Origin of the sequence: Mycolicibacterium monacense (assembly GCF_010731575.1) — a bacterium.
Taxonomy (GTDB): Bacteria; Actinomycetota; Actinomycetes; order Mycobacteriales; family Mycobacteriaceae; genus Mycobacterium; species Mycobacterium monacense.
On sequence record NZ_AP022617.1, the window covers coordinates 779,693 to 800,639 of the forward strand.

The 20,947-nt window shown below is 69.0% G+C and carries 24 protein-coding genes and 1 tRNA gene; 19 read left to right on the plus strand and 6 right to left on the minus strand.

The features are described from left to right. Positions 1-21 precede the first annotated feature (21 nt). The 12 genes from clpS to G6N49_RS03845 all read left to right on the plus strand — a co-directional run bounded on the left by clpS (position 22) and on the right by G6N49_RS03845 (position 9,448). Positions 22-333: an ATP-dependent Clp protease adapter ClpS gene (clpS, locus tag G6N49_RS03790; protein WP_041309779.1), complete on the plus strand. Its 312-nt coding sequence runs from the start codon at positions 22-24 to the stop codon at positions 331-333. Positions 334-346: 13 nt separating this feature from the next. Continuing rightward, on the plus strand, positions 347-934 hold the full coding sequence (gene aosR, locus G6N49_RS03795) for an oxidative stress transcriptional regulator AosR (RefSeq protein WP_011561232.1): 588 nt from the start codon (positions 347-349) through the stop codon (positions 932-934). Next, positions 931-1,953 (plus strand): P1 family peptidase, encoded by a 1,023-nt coding sequence (locus tag G6N49_RS03800; protein ID WP_011561231.1) that lies wholly within the window; start codon positions 931-933, stop codon positions 1,951-1,953. The genes aosR and G6N49_RS03800 overlap by 4 nt, the downstream gene beginning before the upstream one ends. Positions 1,954-1,981: 28 nt before the next feature. Next, the gene (locus tag G6N49_RS03805; RefSeq protein ID WP_011561230.1) at positions 1,982-2,395 is read left to right on the plus strand and encodes a M67 family metallopeptidase; all 414 of its coding nucleotides are present in this window, start codon (positions 1,982-1,984) and stop codon (positions 2,393-2,395) included. Positions 2,396-2,430: 35 nt separating this feature from the next. Continuing rightward, on the plus strand, positions 2,431-2,712 hold the full coding sequence (locus tag G6N49_RS03810; protein ID WP_011561229.1) for a MoaD/ThiS family protein: 282 nt from the start codon (positions 2,431-2,433) through the stop codon (positions 2,710-2,712). Positions 2,713-2,714: 2 nt separating this feature from the next. Beyond that, entirely contained in the window at positions 2,715-3,686 is a 972-nt protein-coding gene (locus tag G6N49_RS03815; RefSeq protein ID WP_011856318.1) for a PLP-dependent cysteine synthase family protein, read from the plus strand. Beyond that, entirely contained in the window at positions 3,677-4,366 is a 690-nt protein-coding gene (locus tag G6N49_RS03820) for a rhomboid family intramembrane serine protease (RefSeq protein WP_011561227.1), read from the plus strand. Before G6N49_RS03815 ends, G6N49_RS03820 begins: the two co-directional genes overlap by 10 nt. Before the next feature lie 8 nt (positions 4,367-4,374). Then, complete coding sequence (gene murI, locus G6N49_RS03825; RefSeq protein WP_085976303.1) at positions 4,375-5,205, plus strand: glutamate racemase; 831 nt, start codon at positions 4,375-4,377, stop codon at positions 5,203-5,205. Between the two features lie 76 nt (positions 5,206-5,281). After that, on the plus strand, positions 5,282-6,055 hold the full coding sequence (locus G6N49_RS03830) for a cyclic nucleotide-degrading phosphodiesterase (RefSeq protein WP_011561225.1): 774 nt from the start codon (positions 5,282-5,284) through the stop codon (positions 6,053-6,055). 25 nt (positions 6,056-6,080) lie between these two features. Further along, positions 6,081-6,863, plus strand: coding sequence for a ribonuclease PH (gene rph, locus G6N49_RS03835; RefSeq protein ID WP_011561224.1), 783 nt, complete (start codon positions 6,081-6,083; stop codon positions 6,861-6,863). Continuing rightward, entirely contained in the window at positions 6,860-7,462 is a 603-nt protein-coding gene (rdgB, locus tag G6N49_RS03840; protein WP_041925106.1) for an RdgB/HAM1 family non-canonical purine NTP pyrophosphatase, read from the plus strand. The genes rph and rdgB overlap by 4 nt, the downstream gene beginning before the upstream one ends. A 54-nt stretch (positions 7,463-7,516) precedes the next feature. Continuing rightward, positions 7,517-9,448, plus strand: a complete 1,932-nt coding sequence (locus G6N49_RS03845; protein WP_011856315.1) for an MFS transporter — start codon at positions 7,517-7,519, stop codon at positions 9,446-9,448. Here G6N49_RS03845 and G6N49_RS03850 read toward each other — a convergent pair. From G6N49_RS03850 to G6N49_RS03860, 3 genes are read right to left on the minus strand one after another with little or no spacing between them, the layout of a single operon-like run. Next, complete coding sequence (locus tag G6N49_RS03850; protein WP_011561221.1) at positions 9,426-9,785, minus strand: DUF3817 domain-containing protein; 360 nt, start codon at positions 9,783-9,785, stop codon at positions 9,426-9,428. The genes G6N49_RS03845 and G6N49_RS03850 overlap by 23 nt on opposite strands. Further along, the gene (locus G6N49_RS03855; RefSeq protein ID WP_011856314.1) at positions 9,782-10,162 is read right to left on the minus strand and encodes a hypothetical protein; all 381 of its coding nucleotides are present in this window, start codon (positions 10,160-10,162) and stop codon (positions 9,782-9,784) included. Before G6N49_RS03855 ends, G6N49_RS03850 begins: the two co-directional genes overlap by 4 nt. Then, complete coding sequence (locus G6N49_RS03860) at positions 10,143-10,913, minus strand: helix-turn-helix domain-containing protein (protein ID WP_011561219.1); 771 nt, start codon at positions 10,911-10,913, stop codon at positions 10,143-10,145. Before G6N49_RS03860 ends, G6N49_RS03855 begins: the two co-directional genes overlap by 20 nt. Before the next feature lie 77 nt (positions 10,914-10,990). Between G6N49_RS03860 and G6N49_RS03865 the strand changes: the two genes are divergently transcribed. From G6N49_RS03865 to G6N49_RS03895, 7 genes are all read left to right on the plus strand, one after another. Further along, a tRNA-Leu gene (locus tag G6N49_RS03865) sits at positions 10,991-11,074 on the plus strand. A 32-nt stretch (positions 11,075-11,106) separates the two neighbouring features. Continuing rightward, a complete protein-coding gene (locus G6N49_RS03870; RefSeq protein WP_011856313.1) occupies positions 11,107-11,538 on the plus strand; it encodes a DoxX family protein in 432 nt (143 codons plus the stop codon). Next, positions 11,525-12,004 (plus strand): DUF309 domain-containing protein, encoded by a 480-nt coding sequence (locus G6N49_RS03875; RefSeq protein ID WP_011561217.1) that lies wholly within the window; start codon positions 11,525-11,527, stop codon positions 12,002-12,004. The genes G6N49_RS03870 and G6N49_RS03875 overlap by 14 nt, the downstream gene beginning before the upstream one ends. A gap of 45 nt (positions 12,005-12,049) precedes the next feature. Further along, positions 12,050-13,375, plus strand: coding sequence for an MFS transporter (locus G6N49_RS03880; protein WP_011856312.1), 1,326 nt, complete (start codon positions 12,050-12,052; stop codon positions 13,373-13,375). Between the two features lie 4 nt (positions 13,376-13,379). Then, complete coding sequence (locus G6N49_RS03885) at positions 13,380-14,369, plus strand: LacI family DNA-binding transcriptional regulator (protein ID WP_011856311.1); 990 nt, start codon at positions 13,380-13,382, stop codon at positions 14,367-14,369. A gap of 87 nt (positions 14,370-14,456) precedes the next feature. Then, entirely contained in the window at positions 14,457-15,671 is a 1,215-nt protein-coding gene (locus tag G6N49_RS03890; RefSeq protein ID WP_011856310.1) for a cytochrome P450, read from the plus strand. After that, the gene (locus G6N49_RS03895) at positions 15,668-16,741 is read left to right on the plus strand and encodes a phosphotransferase (protein ID WP_011561213.1); all 1,074 of its coding nucleotides are present in this window, start codon (positions 15,668-15,670) and stop codon (positions 16,739-16,741) included. The genes G6N49_RS03890 and G6N49_RS03895 overlap by 4 nt, the downstream gene beginning before the upstream one ends. 7 nt (positions 16,742-16,748) lie before the next feature. Here G6N49_RS03895 and G6N49_RS03900 read toward each other — a convergent pair whose 3' ends face one another. From G6N49_RS03900 to G6N49_RS03910, 3 genes are all read right to left on the minus strand, one after another. Continuing rightward, positions 16,749-18,047 carry an MFS transporter gene (locus G6N49_RS03900; protein ID WP_011561212.1) on the minus strand — a complete coding sequence of 433 codons (1,299 nt, stop codon included), beginning with the start codon at positions 18,045-18,047 and terminating at the stop codon, positions 16,749-16,751. A 54-nt stretch (positions 18,048-18,101) separates the two neighbouring features. Continuing rightward, complete coding sequence (locus G6N49_RS03905) at positions 18,102-19,412, minus strand: MFS transporter (protein WP_011856309.1); 1,311 nt, start codon at positions 19,410-19,412, stop codon at positions 18,102-18,104. Between the two features lie 69 nt (positions 19,413-19,481). Next, a complete protein-coding gene (locus G6N49_RS03910; RefSeq protein ID WP_011561210.1) occupies positions 19,482-20,942 on the minus strand; it encodes an adenylate/guanylate cyclase domain-containing protein in 1,461 nt (486 codons plus the stop codon). Positions 20,943-20,947: the final 5 nt, after the last annotated feature.

Sequence of the window (20,947 nt, forward strand, 5' to 3'; positions counted from 1 at the left end):
CGCCCCGGTATCCTGACGGGCATGGTCACACCGGCGAAAGCCCCGGGAACCCGCGAGCAGCGAGACGTGGCCACGGTGCCGGATCAGGACGAGGCCACCGACGCACCCTGGGTGACCATCGTCTGGGACGATCCGGTGAATCTCATGACCTACGTGACCTACGTCCTGCAGAAGCTGTTCGGGTACAGCGAACCGCACGCCACCAAGCTGATGCTGCAGGTGCACAACGAGGGCAAGGCCGTCGTATCGGCGGGCAGCCGGGAGTCCATGGAGGTCGACGTGTCCAAGCTGCACGCCGCGGGGCTGTGGGCGACCATGCAGCAGGATCGCTGACGGGGACGCTGGAGTGCGCAAATGGAAGCGTGTGCAGACCGCCGACGGTGCGAGGTTCCGGTCCGCGCTGGAACCGCACGAGGCGGCACTGCTGCAGAGCCTGGTCAGCTCGGTGAAGGGCATGCTCGACGAACGTGAATCGTCCGCTCCCGCAGACGAACTCGAGGAGATCACCGGGATGCGCACGGGGCACAACGCACCGCCGCAGGATGCCACGATGAAACGGCTGCTGCCGGACTTCTTCCGTGCGGCCACCGATCACCCGGCCGGGTCCGGTACCGCGGAGAGCCTCAACAGTGCGTTGCGCAGCCTGCACGAACCGGAGATCCTGGCCGTCAAACGCGATGCGGCACAACGGCTATTGGACACCCTGCCGGCCGGCGGCGGGCGGTTCGAGCTCACCGAGGACGATGCGCACGCCTGGGCCGCCGCCGTCAACGACGTCCGGCTGGCCCTGGGGACGATGCTCGACATCGACGCCATGGGCAGCGACGAACTGCCCCCGGACCATCCGATGGCCGGACATGTGGACGTGTACCAGTGGCTGACGGTGCTGCAGGAGTACCTCGTGCTCAGCCTGGTGGGGAAACCCCTGCGATGAGCGGATCGATCACCGACGTCGGGGGCATCCTGGTCGGCCACCACGACCGCTTGGACGCCGACGCCGCCCTGGGCAGCGGGTGGGCCAGCGGCACCACGGTCGTGCTCACCCCACCGGGCACCGTCGGGGCCGTCGACGGTCGCGGCGGTGCGCCGGGGACCCGGGAGACCGATCTGCTGGATCCGAGCAATTCGGTGCGCCATGCCGACGCCGTCGTGCTCACCGGCGGCAGCGCCTACGGGCTGGCCGCCGCCGACGGCGTGATGACGTGGCTCGAGGAGCAGGGCCGCGGGGTGGCGCTCGACGGCGGCGTGGTGCCGATCGTGCCCGCCGCGGTGATCTTCGATCTGCCGGTCGGCGGCTGGGCGTGCCGGCCGACCGCGGAGTTCGGCTACGCCGCCGCCGCGAGCGCCGGTGTCGACGTCGCGGTGGGGACCGTCGGCGCGGGGGTCGGGGCGCGGGCCGGCGTCCTCAAGGGCGGGGTGGGGACGGCCTCGGTGATCCTCGACGGCGGGGTGACGGTCGGCGCGATCGTCGTCGTCAACTCGGCCGGCGAGGCCTTCGACACCGCGACCGGACTGCCGTGGATGGCCGAGTACCGGCGTGAGTTCGGACTCGTCGACCCGCCCGCCGACCAGATCGCGGCCTATGCGGGCCGCCATCAGGAGCTCAGCCCGCTCAACACCACGATCGCCGTGGTCGCCACCGATGCCGCACTCAGCCCGGCGGGCTGCCGCCGGGTGGCGGTCGCCGCGCACGACGGGCTGGCCCGCACCCTGCGGCCGTGTCACACCCCACTCGACGGGGATACGGTGTTCGCACTGGCCACCGGTGCCGTCGAGGTGCCTCCCGACCCCACCACACCGGCGTCGATGTCACCCGAGGTGCCGCTGATGACCGCGATCGGGGCGGCCGCGGCCGACTGTCTGGCCCGCGCCGTGATGGTCGGCGTGCTGGCCGCCGAGGGTGCGGCCGGAATACCGACGTACCGGGACCTGTTGCCCGGAGCGTTCGGGTGAGAAGTCCGTGCAGCGATAGGGGAGTGCAGTGCTGGTGATCCGTGCCGATCTGGTCGACGCCATGGTCGCGCACGCCCGCGCCGACCATCCGGACGAGGCGTGCGGCGTCATCGCCGGCCCGGAGGGGTCCGACCGGCCCGAACGGCACGTCGCGATGCTCAACGCGGAACGGTCGCCGACGTTCTACCGGTTCGACTCGATGGAGCAGCTCAAGGTGTGGCGCTCGATGGACGAGGCCGACGAGGTGCCGGTGGTGATCTACCACTCGCACACCGGCACCGAGGCCTACCCGAGCCGTACCGACATCGCGCTGGCGTCCGAACCCGACGCCCACTACGTCCTGGTGTCCACCCGCGACCCGGACGAACACGAACTACGCAGCTACCGCATCGTCGACGGCGTGGTGAGCGAAGAGCCCGTCAAGATCGTCGACACCTACTGAAATCACGCTTACCGAGAATCGAAGGAGTCCGTCACATGACCGTTTCGGTGTCCATCCCGACCATCCTGCGCACCCACACCGGCGGGGAGAAGCGCGTCAGCGCCTCCGGCGGCACCCTTGCCGACGTCATCGGCGACCTCGAGGCCAACTACTCCGGCATCTCCGAGCGGCTCGTGGACCCCGACAAGCCGGGCAAGCTGCACCGGTTCGTCAACATCTACGTCAACGACGAGGATGTGCGTTTCTCGGGTGGACTCGACACCCCGATCTCCGACGGGGACTCGGTGACGATCCTGCCCGCCGTGGCAGGTGGGTGACCTTGGCGCGTTACGACTCGGTGCTCGAGGCCCTCGGCAACACCCCGCTGGTGGGGTGCCCGCACCTGTCGCCGAGATGGGATGACGACGAGAACGGACCGCATGTGCGGCTGTGGGCCAAACTCGAGGACCGCAACCCGACCGGTTCGATCAAGGACCGGCCCGCGCTGCGGATGATCGAACAGGCCGAGCGCGACGGGCTGCTGCACCCCGGTTCGACGATCCTGGAACCCACCAGCGGCAACACCGGGATCTCGCTGGCGATGGCCGCGCTGCTCAAGGGCTACCAGATGATCTGCGTGATGCCGGAGAACACCTCGATCGAGCGCAGGCAGTTGCTCGAACTCTACGGCGCCCGCATCATCTTCTCGCCGGCCGAAGGCGGCTCCAACACCGCCGTCGCGCACGCCAAGGAACTGGCGGCGGCCAACCCGGATTGGGTGATGCTCTACCAGTACGGCAACCCCGCGAACGCCGATGCGCACTATTACGGCACGGGACCCGAACTGCTCGCCGACCTGCCCGAGATCACCCACTTCGTCGCGGGTCTGGGCACCACGGGGACGCTGATGGGCACCGGCCGGTTCCTGCGCGAGAAGGTGCCGGGTGTGCAGATCGTGGCCGCCGAGCCGCGCTACGGCGAAGGCGTCTACGCGCTGCGCAACATCGACGAGGGCTTCATCCCCGAGCTGTACGACCCCGACGTGCTGACCACCCGGTTCTCCGTGGGGTCGTTCGACGCGATCAAGCGGACCCGCGAACTGGTCACCAAGGAGGGGATCTTCGCGGGTGTCTCGACCGGGGCGATCCTGCACGCCGCGCTGGGGATGGCCGCCAAGGCGATCAAGGCGGGCGAACGCGCCGACATCGCGTTCACCGTGTGTGACGCCGGCTGGAAGTATCTGTCGACCGGTGCGTACACCGGTAGCCTCGACGACGCAGAGGACGCGTTGGAAGGGCAGCTATGGGCGTGACGGGGCCGACGGGGTCTCCCGCGTACCCGGCGCCGTCCAGCAAGCGGCCCGCCTGGATCGTCGGCGGCGCCACGATCGTCAGCTTCGTCGTCCTGCTCTACGTCATCGAACTGGTCGATTCGCTCACCGGGCACCGGCTCGACGAGAACGGCATCCGCCCGCTGGAGACCGACGGCCTGTGGGGCATCGTCTTCTCGCCGCTGCTGCACGCCGACTGGCAACACCTGCTCGCCAACACCGGTCCCGCGCTGGTGCTCGGGTTCCTGATGACCCTGGCCGGGCTGTCCCGGTTCATCTACGCGACGGCCATCGTGTGGATCCTCGGCGGCCTCGGCACCTGGCTGATCGGGAACCTCGGCACGCACTGCCCCTATGTCGGCGTGCGCTGCGAGGTCAACCACATCGGTGCGTCCGGCCTGATCTTCGGCTGGCTGGCCTTCCTGATCGTGTTCGGCTTCTTCACGCGCAAGGCCTGGGAGATCGTCGTCGGGGTCATCGTGTTGTTCGTCTACGGCGGCATCCTGCTCGGCGTGCTGCCCGGCACCCCGGGAGTGTCCTGGCAGGGACACCTGTGCGGTGCGGTCGCCGGGGTCGTCGCCGCCTACGTCCTGTCCAGTCCGGAACGCAAGGCCCGCGAACTTCGCCGGTCGCGGACCGCTCCGCCGTACCTGACCTCGTGACCGACGCGGTGGACGATCGGCTGCTGCCCGTCGGGATCTTCGATTCCGGTGTCGGGGGGCTCACGGTCGCGCGGGCGATCATCGACCAGCTGCCCGACGAGGACATCGTCTACGTCGGGGACACCGGCAACGGGCCGTACGGCCCGCTGACGATCCCGCAGATCCGCGCCCATGCCCTCGCGATCGGCGACGACCTCGTCGAGCGCGGCGTCAAGGCACTGGTGATCGCCTGCAACACGGCGTCGTCGGCGTGTCTGCGCGACGCCCGCGAGCGCTACGCGCCGGTTTCGGTGGTGGAGGTGATCCTGCCTGCGGTGCGCCGGGCGGTGGCCACCACCCGAAACGGCCGCATCGGGGTGATCGGCACGGCGGCGACCATCGCGTCGGGCGCCTACCAGGACGCGTTCGCCGCCGCCCGCGACATCGAGGTCATCGGCGTCGCGTGTCCCCGGTTCGTCGACTTCGTCGAACGCGGCGTCACCAGCGGACGACAGGTCCTCGGACTGGCCGAGGGGTACCTCGAACCGCTGCAGCGCGCGGACGTCGACACCCTCGTGCTCGGGTGCACGCACTACCCGATGCTGTCGGGTCTGATCCAGCTCGCGATGGGCGATCAGGTCACCCTGGTGTCCAGCGCGGAGGAGACCGCCAAGGATCTGCTGCGGGTGCTGACCGAACTGGACCTGCTTCGCCCGCATCCGGCCGATCCGGGGGCCACCCCGGCCACCCGGGTGTTCGAATCCACCGGCGACCCTGAGGCTTTCGCGACCCTGGCGACCCGCTTCCTCGGCCCGAGCCTGAACGGGGTGCGGCCCGTGCAACGCCGCATCGAGGCTTGAGGATCGCCGCACCCGTGGCCGGGGACGGGAAACCCGGCGATGTTTTCGTCAACGGGGTAATGGGCATGGCAAGCTAGTGGGCGTGCGAATCACCGTACTCGGTTGCTCCGGCAGTGTCGTCGGGCCTGATTCGCCGGCGTCCGGATACCTGGTGACCGCGCCCGACACCCCGCCGCTGGTGCTCGATTTCGGTGGCGGCGTGCTGGGCGCGCTGCAGCGCCACGCCGACCCCAACTCGGTGTACGTGCTGCTGAGCCATCTGCACGCCGACCACTGTCTGGACCTGCCCGGGTTGTTCGTGTGGCGCAGGTACCACCCGTCGCCGGCTCCGGATCGCGGGGTGCTCTACGGTCCGGCCAACACGTGGGCCCGGTTGGGCGCCGCATCCTCACCGGAGGGCGGCGAGATCGACGACATCTCCGACATCTTCGAGGTGCGGAACTGGTCGGACAACTCCGCCGTGCAGATCGGGGCGCTGTCGGTGCTGCCGCGACTGGTCTGCCACCCCACCGAGTCCTACGGGATGCGCCTGACCGACCCGTCCGGCGCGACGTTCGTCTACAGCGGTGACACCGGGTTCTGCGATCCGCTCATCGAACTCGCCCGCGGGGCCGATGTGTTCCTCTGCGAGGCGTCGTGGACGCATTCGCCGGAGCATCCGCCCGGACTGCATCTGTCGGGTACGGAGGCCGGCCGGGCGGCGGCGCTCGCCGGGGTCGGCGAACTGCTGCTGACCCACATCCCGCCGTGGACCTCACGCGAGGACGTGATCAGCGAGGCCAAGGCGGAGTTCGACGGTCCCGTGCACGCCGTGGTGTGCAACGAGTCGTTCGACGTCACGCATCGCTGACGGGGCCACCGGTTAGGGTTGGCCCGTGTCCAGACGAGAAGACGGTCGGCTTGACGACGAGTTGCGTCCGGTGCGCATCACCCGCGGTTTCACCTCGCATCCCGCCGGTTCGGTGCTGGTCGAGTTCGGTGAGACCCGCGTGATGTGCACGGCCAGCGTCACCGAGGGAGTGCCGCGCTGGCGTAAGGGAACGGGGCAGGGCTGGCTCACCGCCGAGTACGCGATGCTGCCCGCCGCCACGCACGATCGCTCCGACCGCGAATCGGTCAAGGGCCGGGTCGGTGGCCGCACCCAGGAGATCAGCCGGTTGATCGGCCGGTCGCTGCGTGCGTGCATCGATCTGAATGCGTTGGGGGAGAACACGATCGCGATCGACTGCGATGTGCTGCAGGCCGACGGCGGCACCCGCACCGCGGCGATCACCGGTGCGTACGTCGCGCTCGCCGATGCCGTGACCTACCTCGCCGCGGCCGAGAAGCTGTCCGATCCGCGGCCGCTGTCGTGTGCGATCGCCGCGGTCAGCGTCGGCGTCGTCGACGGCCGGGTCCGCGTGGACCTGCCGTACTCGGAGGATTCGCGCGCCGAGGTCGACATGAACGTCGTCGCCACCGACACCGGCACGCTGGTGGAGATCCAGGGCACCGGTGAGGGGGCGACGTTCCCGCGCTCGACGCTGGACAAGCTGCTCGACCTCGCGCTCGCCTCCTGCGACCAGCTGTTCGTCGTGCAACGCGAAGCCCTCGACGCGCCGTATCCCGGTGCGCTCCCCGAGCCGACGTCGCCGCCGAAGAAGGCGTTCGGAAGCTGACGCAACTGTTGGTGGCCTCACGCAACCGCAAGAAGCTGGCCGAGCTTCGGCGGGTGCTCGACACCGCGGGGGTGTCCGGGCTGACCCTGCTCTCGCTCGACGACGTCGCACCGTTCGACGAGGCGCCCGAGACCGGGGCGACGTTCGAGGAGAACGCGTTGGCCAAGGCGCGCGACGCGTTCCGCGCGACGGGTATCGCCACCATCGCCGACGACTCCGGGCTCGAGGTGGACGCGCTCAACGGGATGCCGGGCGTGCTGTCGGCGCGCTGGGCCGGCACCCATGGGCAGGACGCTGCGAACTCCGCACTGCTGCTCGCGCAGTTGCGCGACGTTCCCGACGAGCGGCGCGGCGCAGGTTTCGTCTCGGCCTGCGCGCTGGTCGACGGCACGCACGAGGTGGTGGTCCGCGGCGTGTGGCGCGGGGCGATCACCCGGGCGCCGCGCGGGGAGGGCGGGTTCGGCTACGACCCGGTGTTCCTGCCCGAGGACTCCGATCGCACGGCCGCCGAGTTGACGCCCGCCGAAAAGGACGCCGCGTCCCACCGCGGTCGCGCGCTCGCCCAGCTGGTCCCGGCGCTACGGGAGCTCGGCGGCTGAGATCACGCCGCCGCGAGGTTTTAGATAGATAACCTAATGGGTAGCATCCCCGTCGTGGCTCGGCACGGTGTGGAGACGTCAGCGGCGGATGCGGCGGCGGTGGCCGCCCGGGTCCGCCCGAACGTGCTCGTCGCCGTCCTCGCGGCCGCAGGCATCAGCGTGTCGCTGATGCAGACGCTGATCATCCCGCTGATCCCGGAACTGCCGACCCTGTTGCGGACCGGTCCGGCCAACGCATCCTGGGCCATCACCGCGACACTGCTCACCGCGGCCGTCGCGACGCCGCTGTTCGGCCGGCTCGGCGACATCTACGGACCCAAACCCGTGCTGATGACCTGTGCGGCGCTGCTGACGGCGGGTTCGGTGATCGCGGCGGTCAGCACCTCGCTCATCCCGGTGATCGTCGGCCGCGGGCTGCAAGGATTCGGGATGCCGATCATCCCGCTGGGGATCAGCGTGCTGCGCGCGGCGGTCCCCGCCGACCGGGTGGGTTCGGCGATGGGCATCATGAGCGCCTCGCTCGGGGTGGGTGGTGCCCTGGGCCTGCCGTTGTCGGCGGTGATCGCGCAGAACTTCAACTGGCACGTGCTGTTTTGGTTCGCCGCCGGGCTCGGCGCGGCGGCCCTGATCTGCTTCGCCGTCCTGGTCCCGCCGGTCGGATCGCGAACCTCGGAACGGGTGGACCTGCTCGGTGCGGTCGGTCTGGCGGGCGGCCTGACCACGCTGCTGCTGGCGATCTCCAAGGGGCAGACCTGGGGGTGGACCAGCACGACGACGGTGAGCCTGTTCGCTGCCTCACCCGTCATCTTCGCGGTCTTCGCCTGGTGGCAGCTGCGTGCGCCCGCACCGATCGTCGACCTGCGCACCACGGTCCGTCGGCCGGTGCTGACGACGAACCTCGCATCGGTGGGCGTGGGCTTCGGCCTGTTCGCGTTGTCGCTCGTCGCACCGCAGGTGCTCGAACTGCCGACGCAGACCGGGTACGGGCTCGGGCAGTCGATGCTGCACGCAGGTCTGTGGATGGCGCCCGGCGGGCTGGCGATGATGGTGTCCGCACCGATCGCCGCGCGGATCGCGGCGGTCACCGGACCCCGGCTCACCCTCGTCATCGGATGCGCGATCATCTCGGTGTCCTACCTGGCCGGCCTCCAACTCCTGGACAGTCCCGTGGAGGTGCTGATCCTCAATGTCGCGGTCAGCGTCGGGGTCGGATTCGCATTCGCCTCGTTGCCCGCCCTGATCAACGCGGCGGTTCCGATCGCGGAGACCGCCGCCGCCAACGGCATCAACGCCCTGGCCCGGTCCCTGGGAACCTCGGTTTCCAGCGCCGTGATGGGCGCGGTGCTGGCCGGGATGACCACGTCGTTCGCCGGCCGGGTGCTCCCGTCGCTGGAGGGGTTCCACACCGCGCTGATCATCGCCGCCTGCGCGGCGGGCGTGGCGGGGCTGATCGCGCTGGCCATCCCGAAACCCGCTCCCGCGATCGCGCAGGTGCACTCCGAACCGGGTCCCCCCGTGCACGATCTCGAGGCGGTGCTGACGCGACTGGGCCGGCATTCCGCACTGGGCACCTACGCCGACGGCACGTCGACGCCGTTCCTCGGGCGCCGGACCTACGTGCTGCTGACCCATCTCGAGGAGGCCGGGCCCGCATCGGTCGAGGAGATCGCCGACGCGCTGGGCGTCGATGCCGCGACGGTGGGCAGTGAGGCGTTCGTCATGCTACGCGACGGTCTCGTCGCACCGGTGGCGCAGGACAGCCCACCCGCGTGGTCGGGGCGCACGCCACGCTTCGCGCTCACCGTGGGAGGCCGGGATCGCCTGCGGCGGCAGCGGTCTCACAAGGTGGCGGGGTTGCGCCGCGCGGTCGACGGCTGGGACCACGCCGACGTCGAGGCGTTGGTCGGTTACGTCACTCGGCTGAGCGACGACATCGACGGTGCCCGCCGGGGCGTCCGGCCGGTCACAGGCCGAAGCGCGCCTTGAGATTCTTGGTCTGGTAGTGCTCGACGATGATGCCGAGCAGCGGGATCGTGCCGGCGAGCAGCACGCCGATGGTCTTGCCGATCGGCCAGCGCACCTTCACCGCGAGGTTGGCGGTGAACAACAGGTAGGCGAAGTACACCCAGCCGTGGATGGGGGCGACCAGCCACAGGAACGGCCAGTCCACCTTCACGATGTACTTGAGCACCATCTCCGCGCACAGCACGATCAGCCAGATACCGGTTGCCCAGGCCAGGATGCGGTAGTTGCGGACCGCCTTGGCGATGGTCTCGATGGACACTCCGGCGGGCGCGGTAGTGGGCGTCTCCGGTGCGGTCATGGTGTGGTCCTGCCTTCGTTGTCGGCTTCGGCGAGATCAGCAAGGTAGGCGTTGTACTCGCGCAGCGCGGGGTCGTCGTCCGGGGCGGGGGCGGCGGCCGTCGTCCCGCGTTCGGGCAGCAGATCGGCCGGGATCTCGGTGAGGGCGCCGCGCGGATTCTGCTCGGGCGGGGCTTCTTCGTAGCGGACGAACTTGTAGTACGCGTACACGCAGAACCCGGCGAACATGGGCCACTGCAGCGCGTAGCCGAGGTTCTGGAACGAGCCCGTCGTCGACTCCCAGCGGGTCCACTGCCACCACGCGAGCGCGAGGCAGCCGGCGGCGGCCGCCACGACCAGCAGGATCAGCGCCGGTCTCCTACGCCGTGTAGTGGACACGGTTCCACGGTACCGCTTGGTCCTTGGGGCCGACGAACTCATCGAGACGTGCGGTGGCGGCTTTCCGGTAGACGGAGACGATGTGTGGGCTCGACCTGGTCCATGGAATCGCGAGGCTGTCGAGGGCGGCGGTGAACAAACCGAGGATGTCCTCGGACCTATTAGAGAAGTGGTAGCGAATACTGGCGACGCCGCGGTCGTTGGCGACCACGCGGCAACCGTCGCTGTGTATCAGACCCATTACAAACTCTTGGGTTGCTTGATCGACGAGTGTCTGCTGCCACGGCTCCAGCACAATGGCCCGTTGGTGTTTCCGGCCTACACCGTGCTGGGGAAAGAAGCACGGCCAGTGTTTTGAGTAAAGCGATACTTCGACGCACCCGGCGCGTTGCAGCGAAGCAGCGCGTTGGCTCGGCATCAGTAAGTTGATGGCTTCCCGACACCGCGTGATGATCGAAGGGTATTTGTCATCCAAGGTGATGCGGAGCCGCCATACGCGCCCACTCCGGGAAATGCATCCGTCGCCTAGGTATAGACCGAGCAGATAGCAGTAGGGCTCCGCGAGAACGCTTGTGAAGTCATGACTGGTGCCGCACGGCGTGCCGTCACTGAGCCTCGGCCGCCGCTGGTCGCGGCGCCAATCGCGTACGGTCGTCCGCGGTATGCCCAACTCGCGCGCGATCTGACTGTTGTTCTTCCCAATTGTGAAGAGGCGCTTCGCCGCATCGTATTGAGCCGCTGACCACACCATCGCCTCCCTCGTAATGGGCACAGCGTAAAGACCGCCACCGACAGCTCGTAGCGTTCGGACGGTACGATGGCCACGCTGCGGGCGTGGCGAAACAGGTATACGCGCGGTCTTTAGGTGTCCGTGCTCGAAAGAGCGTGTGGGTTCGAGTCCCTCCGCCCGCACTCCATGTCACCGGACCAGGCACCATGGCCTGGTGACACTCCTCCGCCTGACCGCCCGGGTGCTTCTCGGCGCGTCCCTTCTCTTCGCGGGGATCGGTCACCTGACGTTCGCCCGCACCGACTTCTACGCCCAGGTTCCGCCCTGGCTGCCACTGGACGTCGACCTCGTGGTGATCGCCTCGGGTGTCGTGGAGATCGCGCTCGGCGTCGCGCTGATCGTGCTGCATCGGTGGCGGGTCCCGCTCGGCTGGATCACCGCCGCGTTCTTCGTGCTGGTGTTCCCGGGCAACATCTCCCAGTACCTCACCCACACCGACGCGTTCGGCCTCGACTCCGACCGCGACCGCGCTGTCCGACTGCTCTTCCAGCCGGTCCTCGTGGTCTGGGCGTTGTGGTCGACCGGCGCCTGGGCGGCCTGGCGCCGGCGCGCGTCGGCCGAGGAGGATCCGCATGTCCGGGCGTGACCGCGACGAGGCCGGGCGGCCCCGCAACAGTCGCCCGCGTGATGCGCTCGGCCGGCCGCTGCCACCGGGGAGCGAAGGCGTCGACCGCATCCCCGACGACCTGCACCTGCCGCCGGCCGAGACGCTGGACTACGCCCAGCGTCTCGTCGACGACGGACGCGCGTTCAACGCCCACGAAGTGCTCGAGGCGGCGTGGAAGGACGGACCAGACCACGAGAAGGCGCTCTGGCAGGGTCTGGCCCAGCTGATGGTCGGCATCACTCACGTGCAGCGGGGCAACGTCGACGGTGCCCGCGCGCTGCTCCGCCGCGCCGTCGGGCGGCTGACGACGGCGCCGGCCGGCCCCTACGGCATCGACGTCGCCGGTCTGATCGATTACGCCGAGGCCCTGGAGAGGGATCTGGCCGCCGGTCGCGAGATCCCGGCGGACCGGCTGAGCCCCACGCTCGTCGTGCGTACGGACTGAAACGACCACCTACTTACGCGGATAAGCGGTAGTGTGCCTCTCGCCATGGAGAGTCAGACATCCGCGCCTGCACCCGCCGAGACGGCGGCCATCCGCAAAGCGGTCGCAGGCGCGTCGATCGGTAACGCCGTCGAATGGTTCGACTTCGCCATCTACGGCTTCCTCGCCACTTTCATCGCCGCCAAGTTCTTCCCGGCGGGCAACGACACGGCCGCCCTGCTGAACACGTTCGCGATCTTCGCCGCGGCCTTCTTCATGCGGCCCCTCGGCGGGTTCGTCTTCGGCCCGCTCGGCGACCGGATCGGACGTCAGCGGGTGCTCGCGGTGGTCATCCTGCTGATGTCGGTGGCCACGCTCGGCATCGGCCTGCTGCCGACCTACGCCAGCATCGGCGTCGCCGCACCGCTGCTGCTGCTGTTCCTGCGATGCCTGCAGGGGTTCTCCGCGGGCGGCGAATACGGTGGCGGCGCAGTCTATCTCGCCGAGTACGCCCGTGACCGCAACCGCGGGTTGACGGTCACGTTCATCGCCTGGTCCGGTGTCGTCGGCTTCCTGCTCGGCTCGGTGACGGTGACGGTGCTGCAGGCGCTGTTGCCCACCGCGGCGATGGACAGCTACGGCTGGCGGATCCCGTTCCTGATCGCCGCACCGCTGGGCCTGGTCGGCCTCTACATCCGGTTACGCCTCGACGACACGCCCGAGTTCGCGGCGCTGTCGGAGACCGACCGGGTGGCGTCGTCGCCGCTGCGTGAGGCGGCCACCACCGCGTGGCGGCCGATCCTGCAGGTGATCGGCCTGTTCATCGTGTTCAACGTCGGCTACTACGTGGTGTTCACGTTCCTGCCGACCTACTTCATCAAGACCCTCGAATTCGGCAAGACGGCGGCGTTCGTCTCGATGTCGCTGGCCAGTCTGGTCGCCCTGGTGCTGATCCTGCCGCTGGCCGCGCTGTCGGACCGCATCGGCAGGCGTCCGCTGCTGATCGGCGGGGCGGTGGCGTTCGTGATCTTCGCGTATCCGCTGTTCCTGCTGCTGAATTCCGGTTCGCTCGCCGCGGCGATCACCGCGCACTGCGTGCTGGCGGCCATCGAGTCGATCTACGTGTCGACCGCGGTCACCGCCGGCGTCGAACTGTTCGCCACCCGGGTGCGCTACAGCGGGTTCTCCATCGGCTACAACGTGTCGGTCGCGGCGTTCGGCGGGACGACGCCCTACGTCGTCACGTGGATGACCGCGACGACCGAGAACAACCTCGCCCCGGCGCTGTACCTGATCGTCGCGGCCGTCGTATCGCTGGCGACGCTGCTCACCCTGCGGGAGTCCGCCGGCCGGCCGCTGGCCGCGACACTGGCCGCTGACGTGCGACGATGAGCTGGTGAACGGTAGGGGAACGGCGCGGCCCACCAAGGCCGACGTGGCCCGTCTCGCCAACGTGTCGACGGCCACCGTCAGCTACGTCCTCAACAACGTCGAGAGTCAGCGCATCTCGCCGCGCACCCGCGACGCCGTGCGCAAGGCCGCCGAGACGCTGGGCTACCGGCCGAATCTTGCCGCACGCAACCTCGCCGTCGGGGGTAGCGGGGTGGTGCTCTACATCGTGCCCCGGATCGCGCTCGGCGAGCTGCCGATGGAGGTCGGCAGCCGGCTCACCACCGCGCTGGCCCGCCACGGCATCGTCCTGTCGCTGCAGTTCGAGACCGACGACGACCGCAACGTCGTCGACGCGATCAACGATCTGAACCCGGTCGCGGTCACGAGCGTGTTCCCGCTGACCGGTGCGGCGCTCGCCGCCGCCGACGCGGCGGGAATCCCGCAGATCCATGTCGGCAGCGCACAGTTGCGCGCGCTGGGTGATCTGCACCTGTCCATCGGTGAACTGCGGATCACCCATCTGAAGGACCGCGGTCACCGCAGGCTCGCGTTCGCGTACTCCGATGTCGACAAGCTCCGCCCGTTGGGTGACTACTGGCTCGCCGGCCTGCAGGTCGCCGCTCGCGACCACGGGTTGCCCGAACTCACGGTGGGGATGCTCGCGACCGACGGCAGCGACGCCGCCCGGGTGGTGACCGGATGGGTCGAACAGGGTGTGACGGCCGTGTGCGCGCAGAGCGACGAGACGGCGTTCGTGGTGTTGCACGGGCTGCGCGAAGCCGGTCTGCGGTGCCCCGCCGACCTGGCCGTCATGGGCGTCGACGCGCGCCTTCTCGGCGCGGTGAGCGGTCCGCCGCTGACCTCGGTCGGCTTCGACGCCAAAGAGATCGTCGACGTCGCGGTGGCGGCCATGATGGCCGAACTCGGCTACCCGATCGAGTACGAGCCCAACGCCCGCAAGGTCGCCGGACTGATCCAGCGCGCCTCAACCTGAGCGTTACATCTGTCGGCGAATTTGTTGCTTCCAGGCACGCTTACGCGTGTAAGCTCCATACCGCGCGTACAGAGAGGCGGATTGTCCGTGACCGTGAGTGCCAGCCCCGACGTCTACTTCGATCCCTACTTCGATCCCTACGACGTCGAACTCAACGCCGACCCCTACCCGATGTTCAAACGCCTCCGCGAGGAGGCGCCGCTGTACTACAACACGCAATACGACTTCTACGCCGTGAGCCGCTACGACGACGTGTGCAGGGCGCTCGTGGACCACGAGACCTTCAGCTCCGCGCGCGGCGCCATCATCGAGCTCATCAAGGCCAACATCGACATCCCGCCGGGCACGGTGATCTTCGAGGATCCGCCGATCCACGATGTGCACCGCAAACTGCTCGCGCGCATGTTCACGCCGCGCAAGATCAACGCGCTCGAACCGAAGATCCGCGAGTTCTGCGCCCAGAGCCTGGATCCGCTGGTGGGAGCCGGGCGCTTCGACTTCATCACCGACTTCGGCGCCCAGATGCCGATGAAGGTGATCAGCTCGCTGCTCGGCATCCCCGAAGACGACCAGGAGATGATCCGCGACTACGGCAACGCCCAGCTACGCACCGAGGCGGGTAAGCCGATGTCGGCGGCCGAGCAGGGCATGGTCACCGGCGAGGTCTTCGAGGCCTACATCGACTGGCGCAAGGACAATCCGTCCGACGACATCATGACCGAACTGCTCAACGTCGAGTTCGCCGACGAGACCGGGACCGTGCGTCGGCTGCGGCGCGAGGAACTGCTCGTCTACCTCAACGTGGTGGCCGGCGCGGGTAACGAGACCACGACGCGGTTGATCGGCTGGGCGGCCAAGGTGCTGGCCGAACATCCCGACCAGCGCAGGGAATTGGTCGACAACCCGGCCCTCATCCCGCAGGCCGTCGAGGAACTGCTGCGGTTCGAGCCGCCCGCCCCGCACGTCGCGCGTTACGTGACCCGCGACATCGAGATCCACGGCCAGACGGTTCCCGAGGGCAGTGTGATGCTGATGCTGATCGGGGCCGCGGTCCGCGATCACCGCCAATTCCCGCCGGACGGTGACGTTTTCGACATCCACCGCGAACCCCGCCAGCACCTCGCGTTCAGCGTCGGCACGCACTACTGTCTCGGCTCGGCGCTGGCGCGACTGGAGGGGCGGATCGCCCTCGAGGAGATCCTCAAACGCTTCCCGGAGTGGGATGTCGACATGGCCAACGCCGCGCTCTCCCCGACATCGACTGTGCGGGGCTGGGATTCGATGCCGGCGGTCGTGCGATGACGAGTGCCGCACTGATCGTTCCGAAGGACTGGGACGAGATCACCCCGGAGTGGATGACCGCCGCGCTGTCAGCGCACCATCCGGATGCGGTCGTCGACTCGGTCGGCGTCGACCTGCGCGACGACGGCACCAACCGGCGTGCGCGCCTGCGCCTGACCTACTCGGCGGGGTCGGGTCCGGAGACGGTGTTCGTCAAGGCGGTCGATCCGGCGCACCGCGATCTCGTGCGGCTCACCAGTGGTCTGTTCCACGAACCGCGGTTGTTCACCTGCGGGGTGGACCTGCCGCTGGAACACCCGACCGTGTTCACCGCGCTGGTCGACGAGGCCGCCGAGGACTTCATCCTGGTGATGGAGGATCTCACCGCGCGCGACGCCGATCCGCGTGACGCCACCCGTCCGCTGACGGTGGAACAGGCCGCGACGGGCGTGCGCGGCTTGGCGCGGATGCACGGACGGTATTGGGGGAGAAGGGTTCTCGAGGAGCCCGCGCTCGACTGGCTGGAGCCGTTCGTCCCGTGGGAGGGGATGGGCGCGGCGCCGCTGTCCGAGGCCCAGAAACGGCTCGGCGACGATGCGCCGGACGTCGTGATGGCCTTGACCATCGGTGAACTCATCGACGACATCTGGAAGCCGTACATCCGTAGCCTGACCAAGGCGCCGCAGACCCTGCTGCACGGCGATCCGCACATCGGCAACACCTACCTGTTGCCCGGCGGTGAGGTCGGCTTCCTGGACTGGCAGGTCGCCCGGCGCGGGAACTGGTCGCTGGACCTCGGGTACTTCCTGCAGGGCGCGTTGACGATCGAGGACCGGCGCCGCAGTGAGCGCCACCTCCTCGAGGAGTACCGCGATGCGCTCGGCCTGCCCGCCGACGAGTTGCCGTCACTCGGGGAGATCTGGTTGCGCTACCGGGCGTCGGTGGCGCACGGGCTCACGCTGTGGATGTGCACCGCGAGTGCCGGCGAGTTGTGGCAGCGTCCGGATATCGCGATCGCACTGGCGCAACGGTATTCGGCGGCGTACGCCGACCTGCAGACCTCCGAGGCGCTGGCCGACATCGACACCTGAGTCGGTGTCACCTGACCCGGGGCTGCCGCCAGGGCCCAGGCATCAGGCTGACCGACACCGCCGAGATCACCGACACCGCGATCATGTAGGCGGCGATCGAATCGCTGGATTCGGTCGCCGCGTACAGGGCCGTGGCGATGGTCGGTGCGAATGCCGATCCGACCACCGCCGAGAGCGTATAGCCCAGCGAGACACCGCTGTAGCGCACGTCGGCGTCGAATGCCAGGCTGAACAGCGATCCGGTCACGCCGGCCGCCGGTGCCATCGCCAACCCGAACACCAGCACGAGCGCGAGCAGGAACAGCCCCGGCCTACCGGTGTTGATCAGCGCGAAGACCGGCAGCACGGACATGCCCATCGCGATCACGCCGGCCAGGAAGACCGGTTTGCGGCCGACGGCGTCGGACACCCGGCCGAACACCGGATACATCACGACCGCGACCACGGCGGCCACACAGACACCGAGAAGTGCCTGGGCACGGTCGATCCCGGCCACGGTGGTGGCGTAGGACACCAGGTACGCCACGCAGATGTAGGCGAACACCCCCTGCGACAGATACGCCCCGGCGACGAGCAGGATCTGCCGCCAGTGTCTTCTGAACGCCACGGCGATCGGCAACCGCAGGACCGCGGCACGGGCCTGCACCGCCGCGAATTCGGGACTCTCCGCCAGCGAGAGCCTGATGACCAGGCCGATGACGATCAACACGGCGCTGGCGAGGAACGGGATCCGCCAACCCCAGGACAGGAACTGCTCGTCGGGCAGCAGCGAGACGGCGTAGAACGCCAACGTCGCGGTGGCCGTACCGGCGGGGGCGCCCATCTGCGGGAACGCCCCGTACAGCCCCTTGCGGTCCGGTGTGGCGTGTTCGACGGCCATCAGGGTGGCGCCGCCCCACTCACCGCCGACGGCGAAGCCCTGTGCCAACCGCAACAGCGTCAACAGGATCGGCGCCGCGACACCGATCTGCGCGTAGGTGGGCAGGGCACCCATGAGCACCGTCGCGGTGCCCATGATGAGCAGCGAGTAGACCAGCATCCGCTTGCGTCCCACCCGGTCGCCGTAGTGGCCGAAGACGATGCCGCCCAACGGGCGGGCGACGAAGCCGACCCCGAACGTCGCGAAGGACAACAGGAGTCCGGTGGCCGGCGACACGTCGGGAAAGAACAGTCTGGGGAACACCAGCGCGGCCGCGGTGCCGTAGATCAGGAAGTCGTAGTACTCGACGGTCGTTCCGATGAAACTGGCCGACGCGACCCGCAGCGGCGACGTGCCGACGGTGGCGGTGGCACTGGTCGCTGCCATGCATTCGGACACTATCGGCCGATCCACGGCCCGGCAAGGCTTTTCGCGGGTCGGTCAGACCCGCATCCGTAGTGGGCGGGTGGCGGTTTCGCGCATGGTCAGGATGGTGGCCAACGAGATGACGGCGGCGACGATCAGATAGTAGGCCGGTGCGAGTTCGTTTCCGGTGCGGTCGGTGAGCCAGGTCGCGACATACGGTGCGGTACCGCCGAACAGCGCCACCGACGTGTTGTAGCCGATCGAGTAGCCGCTGGAGCGCACCCGGGTGGCGAACAACTCCGCGCCCGCGGCCAGTGAGCCCGCGACGAACAGCGCCTCGAGTGCCGACAGACCGGCGTGTCCGGCGATCGCGCCGAGCAGCGATCCGGTGTTGAAGAGTGCGAACAGCGGATAGGCGAAGACGGCGAAGCCCACCGCACCCGCGATCAGCAACGGTTTGCGGCCGAGGCGGTCCGACAGTGCGCCGAGCGGGAGGATGAGCACCAATCCGACCACACTGGCCACGGTGATCGAGAGGAACGCATCGGTTTTGGTGAAGTCGAGCGTCTCGGTCATGTAGCTCGGCAGGTAGGTGAACACCGTGTAGAAGCCGACGTTGTGGATGATGACGAGCCCGGCGATCTGCAGGATCGGTTTCCACGAGGTTCTCACCGCATCCTTGAGCGGTGAGGTGGACACCTCGCCGGATTCCTTGAGCTCCTCGAAATCCGGTGTGTCACCCAGCCGCAACCGGATGTAGAGTCCGACGCCGCCCAGCACGCCGGCGATGAGGAACGGGATGCGCCACCCGTAGGAGTCCATCGCCGATTCGTCGAGCACCGCCTCGAGCGCGGTGACCGTCAATGACCCGAGCAGGAATCCGACCACGACCGACCACACCAGGAAGCTCACGACGAACCCGCGGTGGCGGTCCGGTGCGAATTCGGCGAGATAGCAGGCGCCGCTACCGTATTCGCCGCCGGCGGAGAATCCCTGCAGACACCGCAGCAGGAGCAGCAGCAGCGGGGCGGCGACACCGATGGCGTCGTAGCTCGGCAGCAGGCCGATCGCGAACGTCGACGCCGACATCAGCAGGATGACCAGGGCCAGCACACGCTGACGCCCGATCCGGTCCCCGAGGGGGCCGAAGAAGAACCCGCCGAGCGGCCGCATGAAGAAGGCGGCGGCGAAGATCGCGAAGGTGTTGAGCAGTGCGGCGGTGTCATCGGCGGTGGGGAAGAACTTCTCCGCGATGTAGGTGGCGAGGAAGCCGTAGATCGCGAAGTCGAACCACTCGACGGTGTTGCCGATCGCGGCGCCCCGCACCGCGCGCCGCACCGCGAGCGGTTCTGCCTCCCGCGGGCGGTGTCCGTCGATGGTGGCCATGGCTGCTCCTCGATCGCGACGTCGACCCCAGCACTGCTGGGACCGAGCATTCCCGATCTTGTCCGGAAACTAACGTGTGTTCTCACACGGGGTGAAGATCGGCGTCGGATCCACCCGGCCGCGCAGCAGCACCTCACCCTGCGCGCTCCAGTGCGACCGTTCCTGCGGATCGGCACGTTCGCAGACCGCCCCGGAGCACAGCACGCGCTCATCGGAGGCCTTGGCCTGGTCGGCCAGGCGCGCGGCTTCGTTGACCGGGTCGCCGATCACGGTGTACTCGTAGCGGTTCTCCGCGCCGATGTTCCCGGCGAAGACCGGGCCCGCCGAGACGCCGATGCCGAAATCCAATGGCCGGCTTCGCAACTGAGCGGCCAGAGTGCGGGCGGTCGCCAGGGCTGCGTCGGCGGGGCGGTCGATGGCAAGCGGTACGCCGAACACGGCGAGGGCGGCATCGCCCTGGAACTTGTTGATCAGTCCGTGCCGGTGGTCGACCGCGGCGACGACGACCTGGAAGAAGTCGTTGAGCAACTCGGCGACCCGTTGGGGGTCGCGCCCGATGGCCAGCCGGGTCGAGCCGACCAGGTCGACGAAAAGGATTGCCGCGTAACGCACGCCGCCCTCGGCGCCGGTCGCCGCCTCGGCGCGGCGCACCACCTCCGGTCCGACGTGGCGGCCGAACAGGTCACGGAGGCGATCGCGCTCCTGCAATCCGATCACCATGCGGTTGAAACCGCTCTGCAGATGCCCGATCTCGGACCGGTCGTAGACGTCGACCAGCCGTCCGGCCCCGCCACGCTCGATCTCACCCATCGCCTCGACCACGTCGTGCACCGGATCCGAGATCGACCGGGACACCACGATCAACGTCCGCAGGCCGAGCAGCACGGCGACGAGCGCCAGCACCAGCACCGGCAGCTCGATCGACGCGGGATCGTCGACCAGCAGGCCGAGGCGCTGCAGGGCCACCAGCGTCACGATGCCCGCACCGGGGAGGGCGGTGCACACGGTCCACATGAGCACCAGCCGCCCGCGCACACCGGGTACCACCTCGGCCTGGTCGACTTCGGTGGTCAGCACGGCCATCAACGGTCGCAGGGTGCGCTGGGTGAACAGGAAACCGGTGCACACGGTGGCGGTGGCGCCGAACATCGCGGCCGTGATGATCACGAGGAGGGGCTCGGCGCCCGCCCGGAGGTTGAGGGCGATCAGCACACCGGCCGCCACGGCCCACGGGGTCAGCAGAGCCGCGGACAGCCGCGCGGTGATGTTCGTCGTGGCACGTCGGGATTCGGGCGAGTCTCGCCCGTCGGACAACCGCCGGAACGCCGGTGCCAGCGCGGCCAGACCCCCCACCGTGGTGCCCAGCACTCCCGCGGCGATGAGACCCACCACCGCGAACAGGTTGCGCGCGGTCAGCAGCGCCTCCGCGCCCGCGACGCGCTCGACACCGAGCGTGACGACGATCGCGGTCACCTCGGCGGCCGTCAGCAAGAATGCGGTCGCCAGACCCGCCGCGTACCTGGCGCGCACCGACC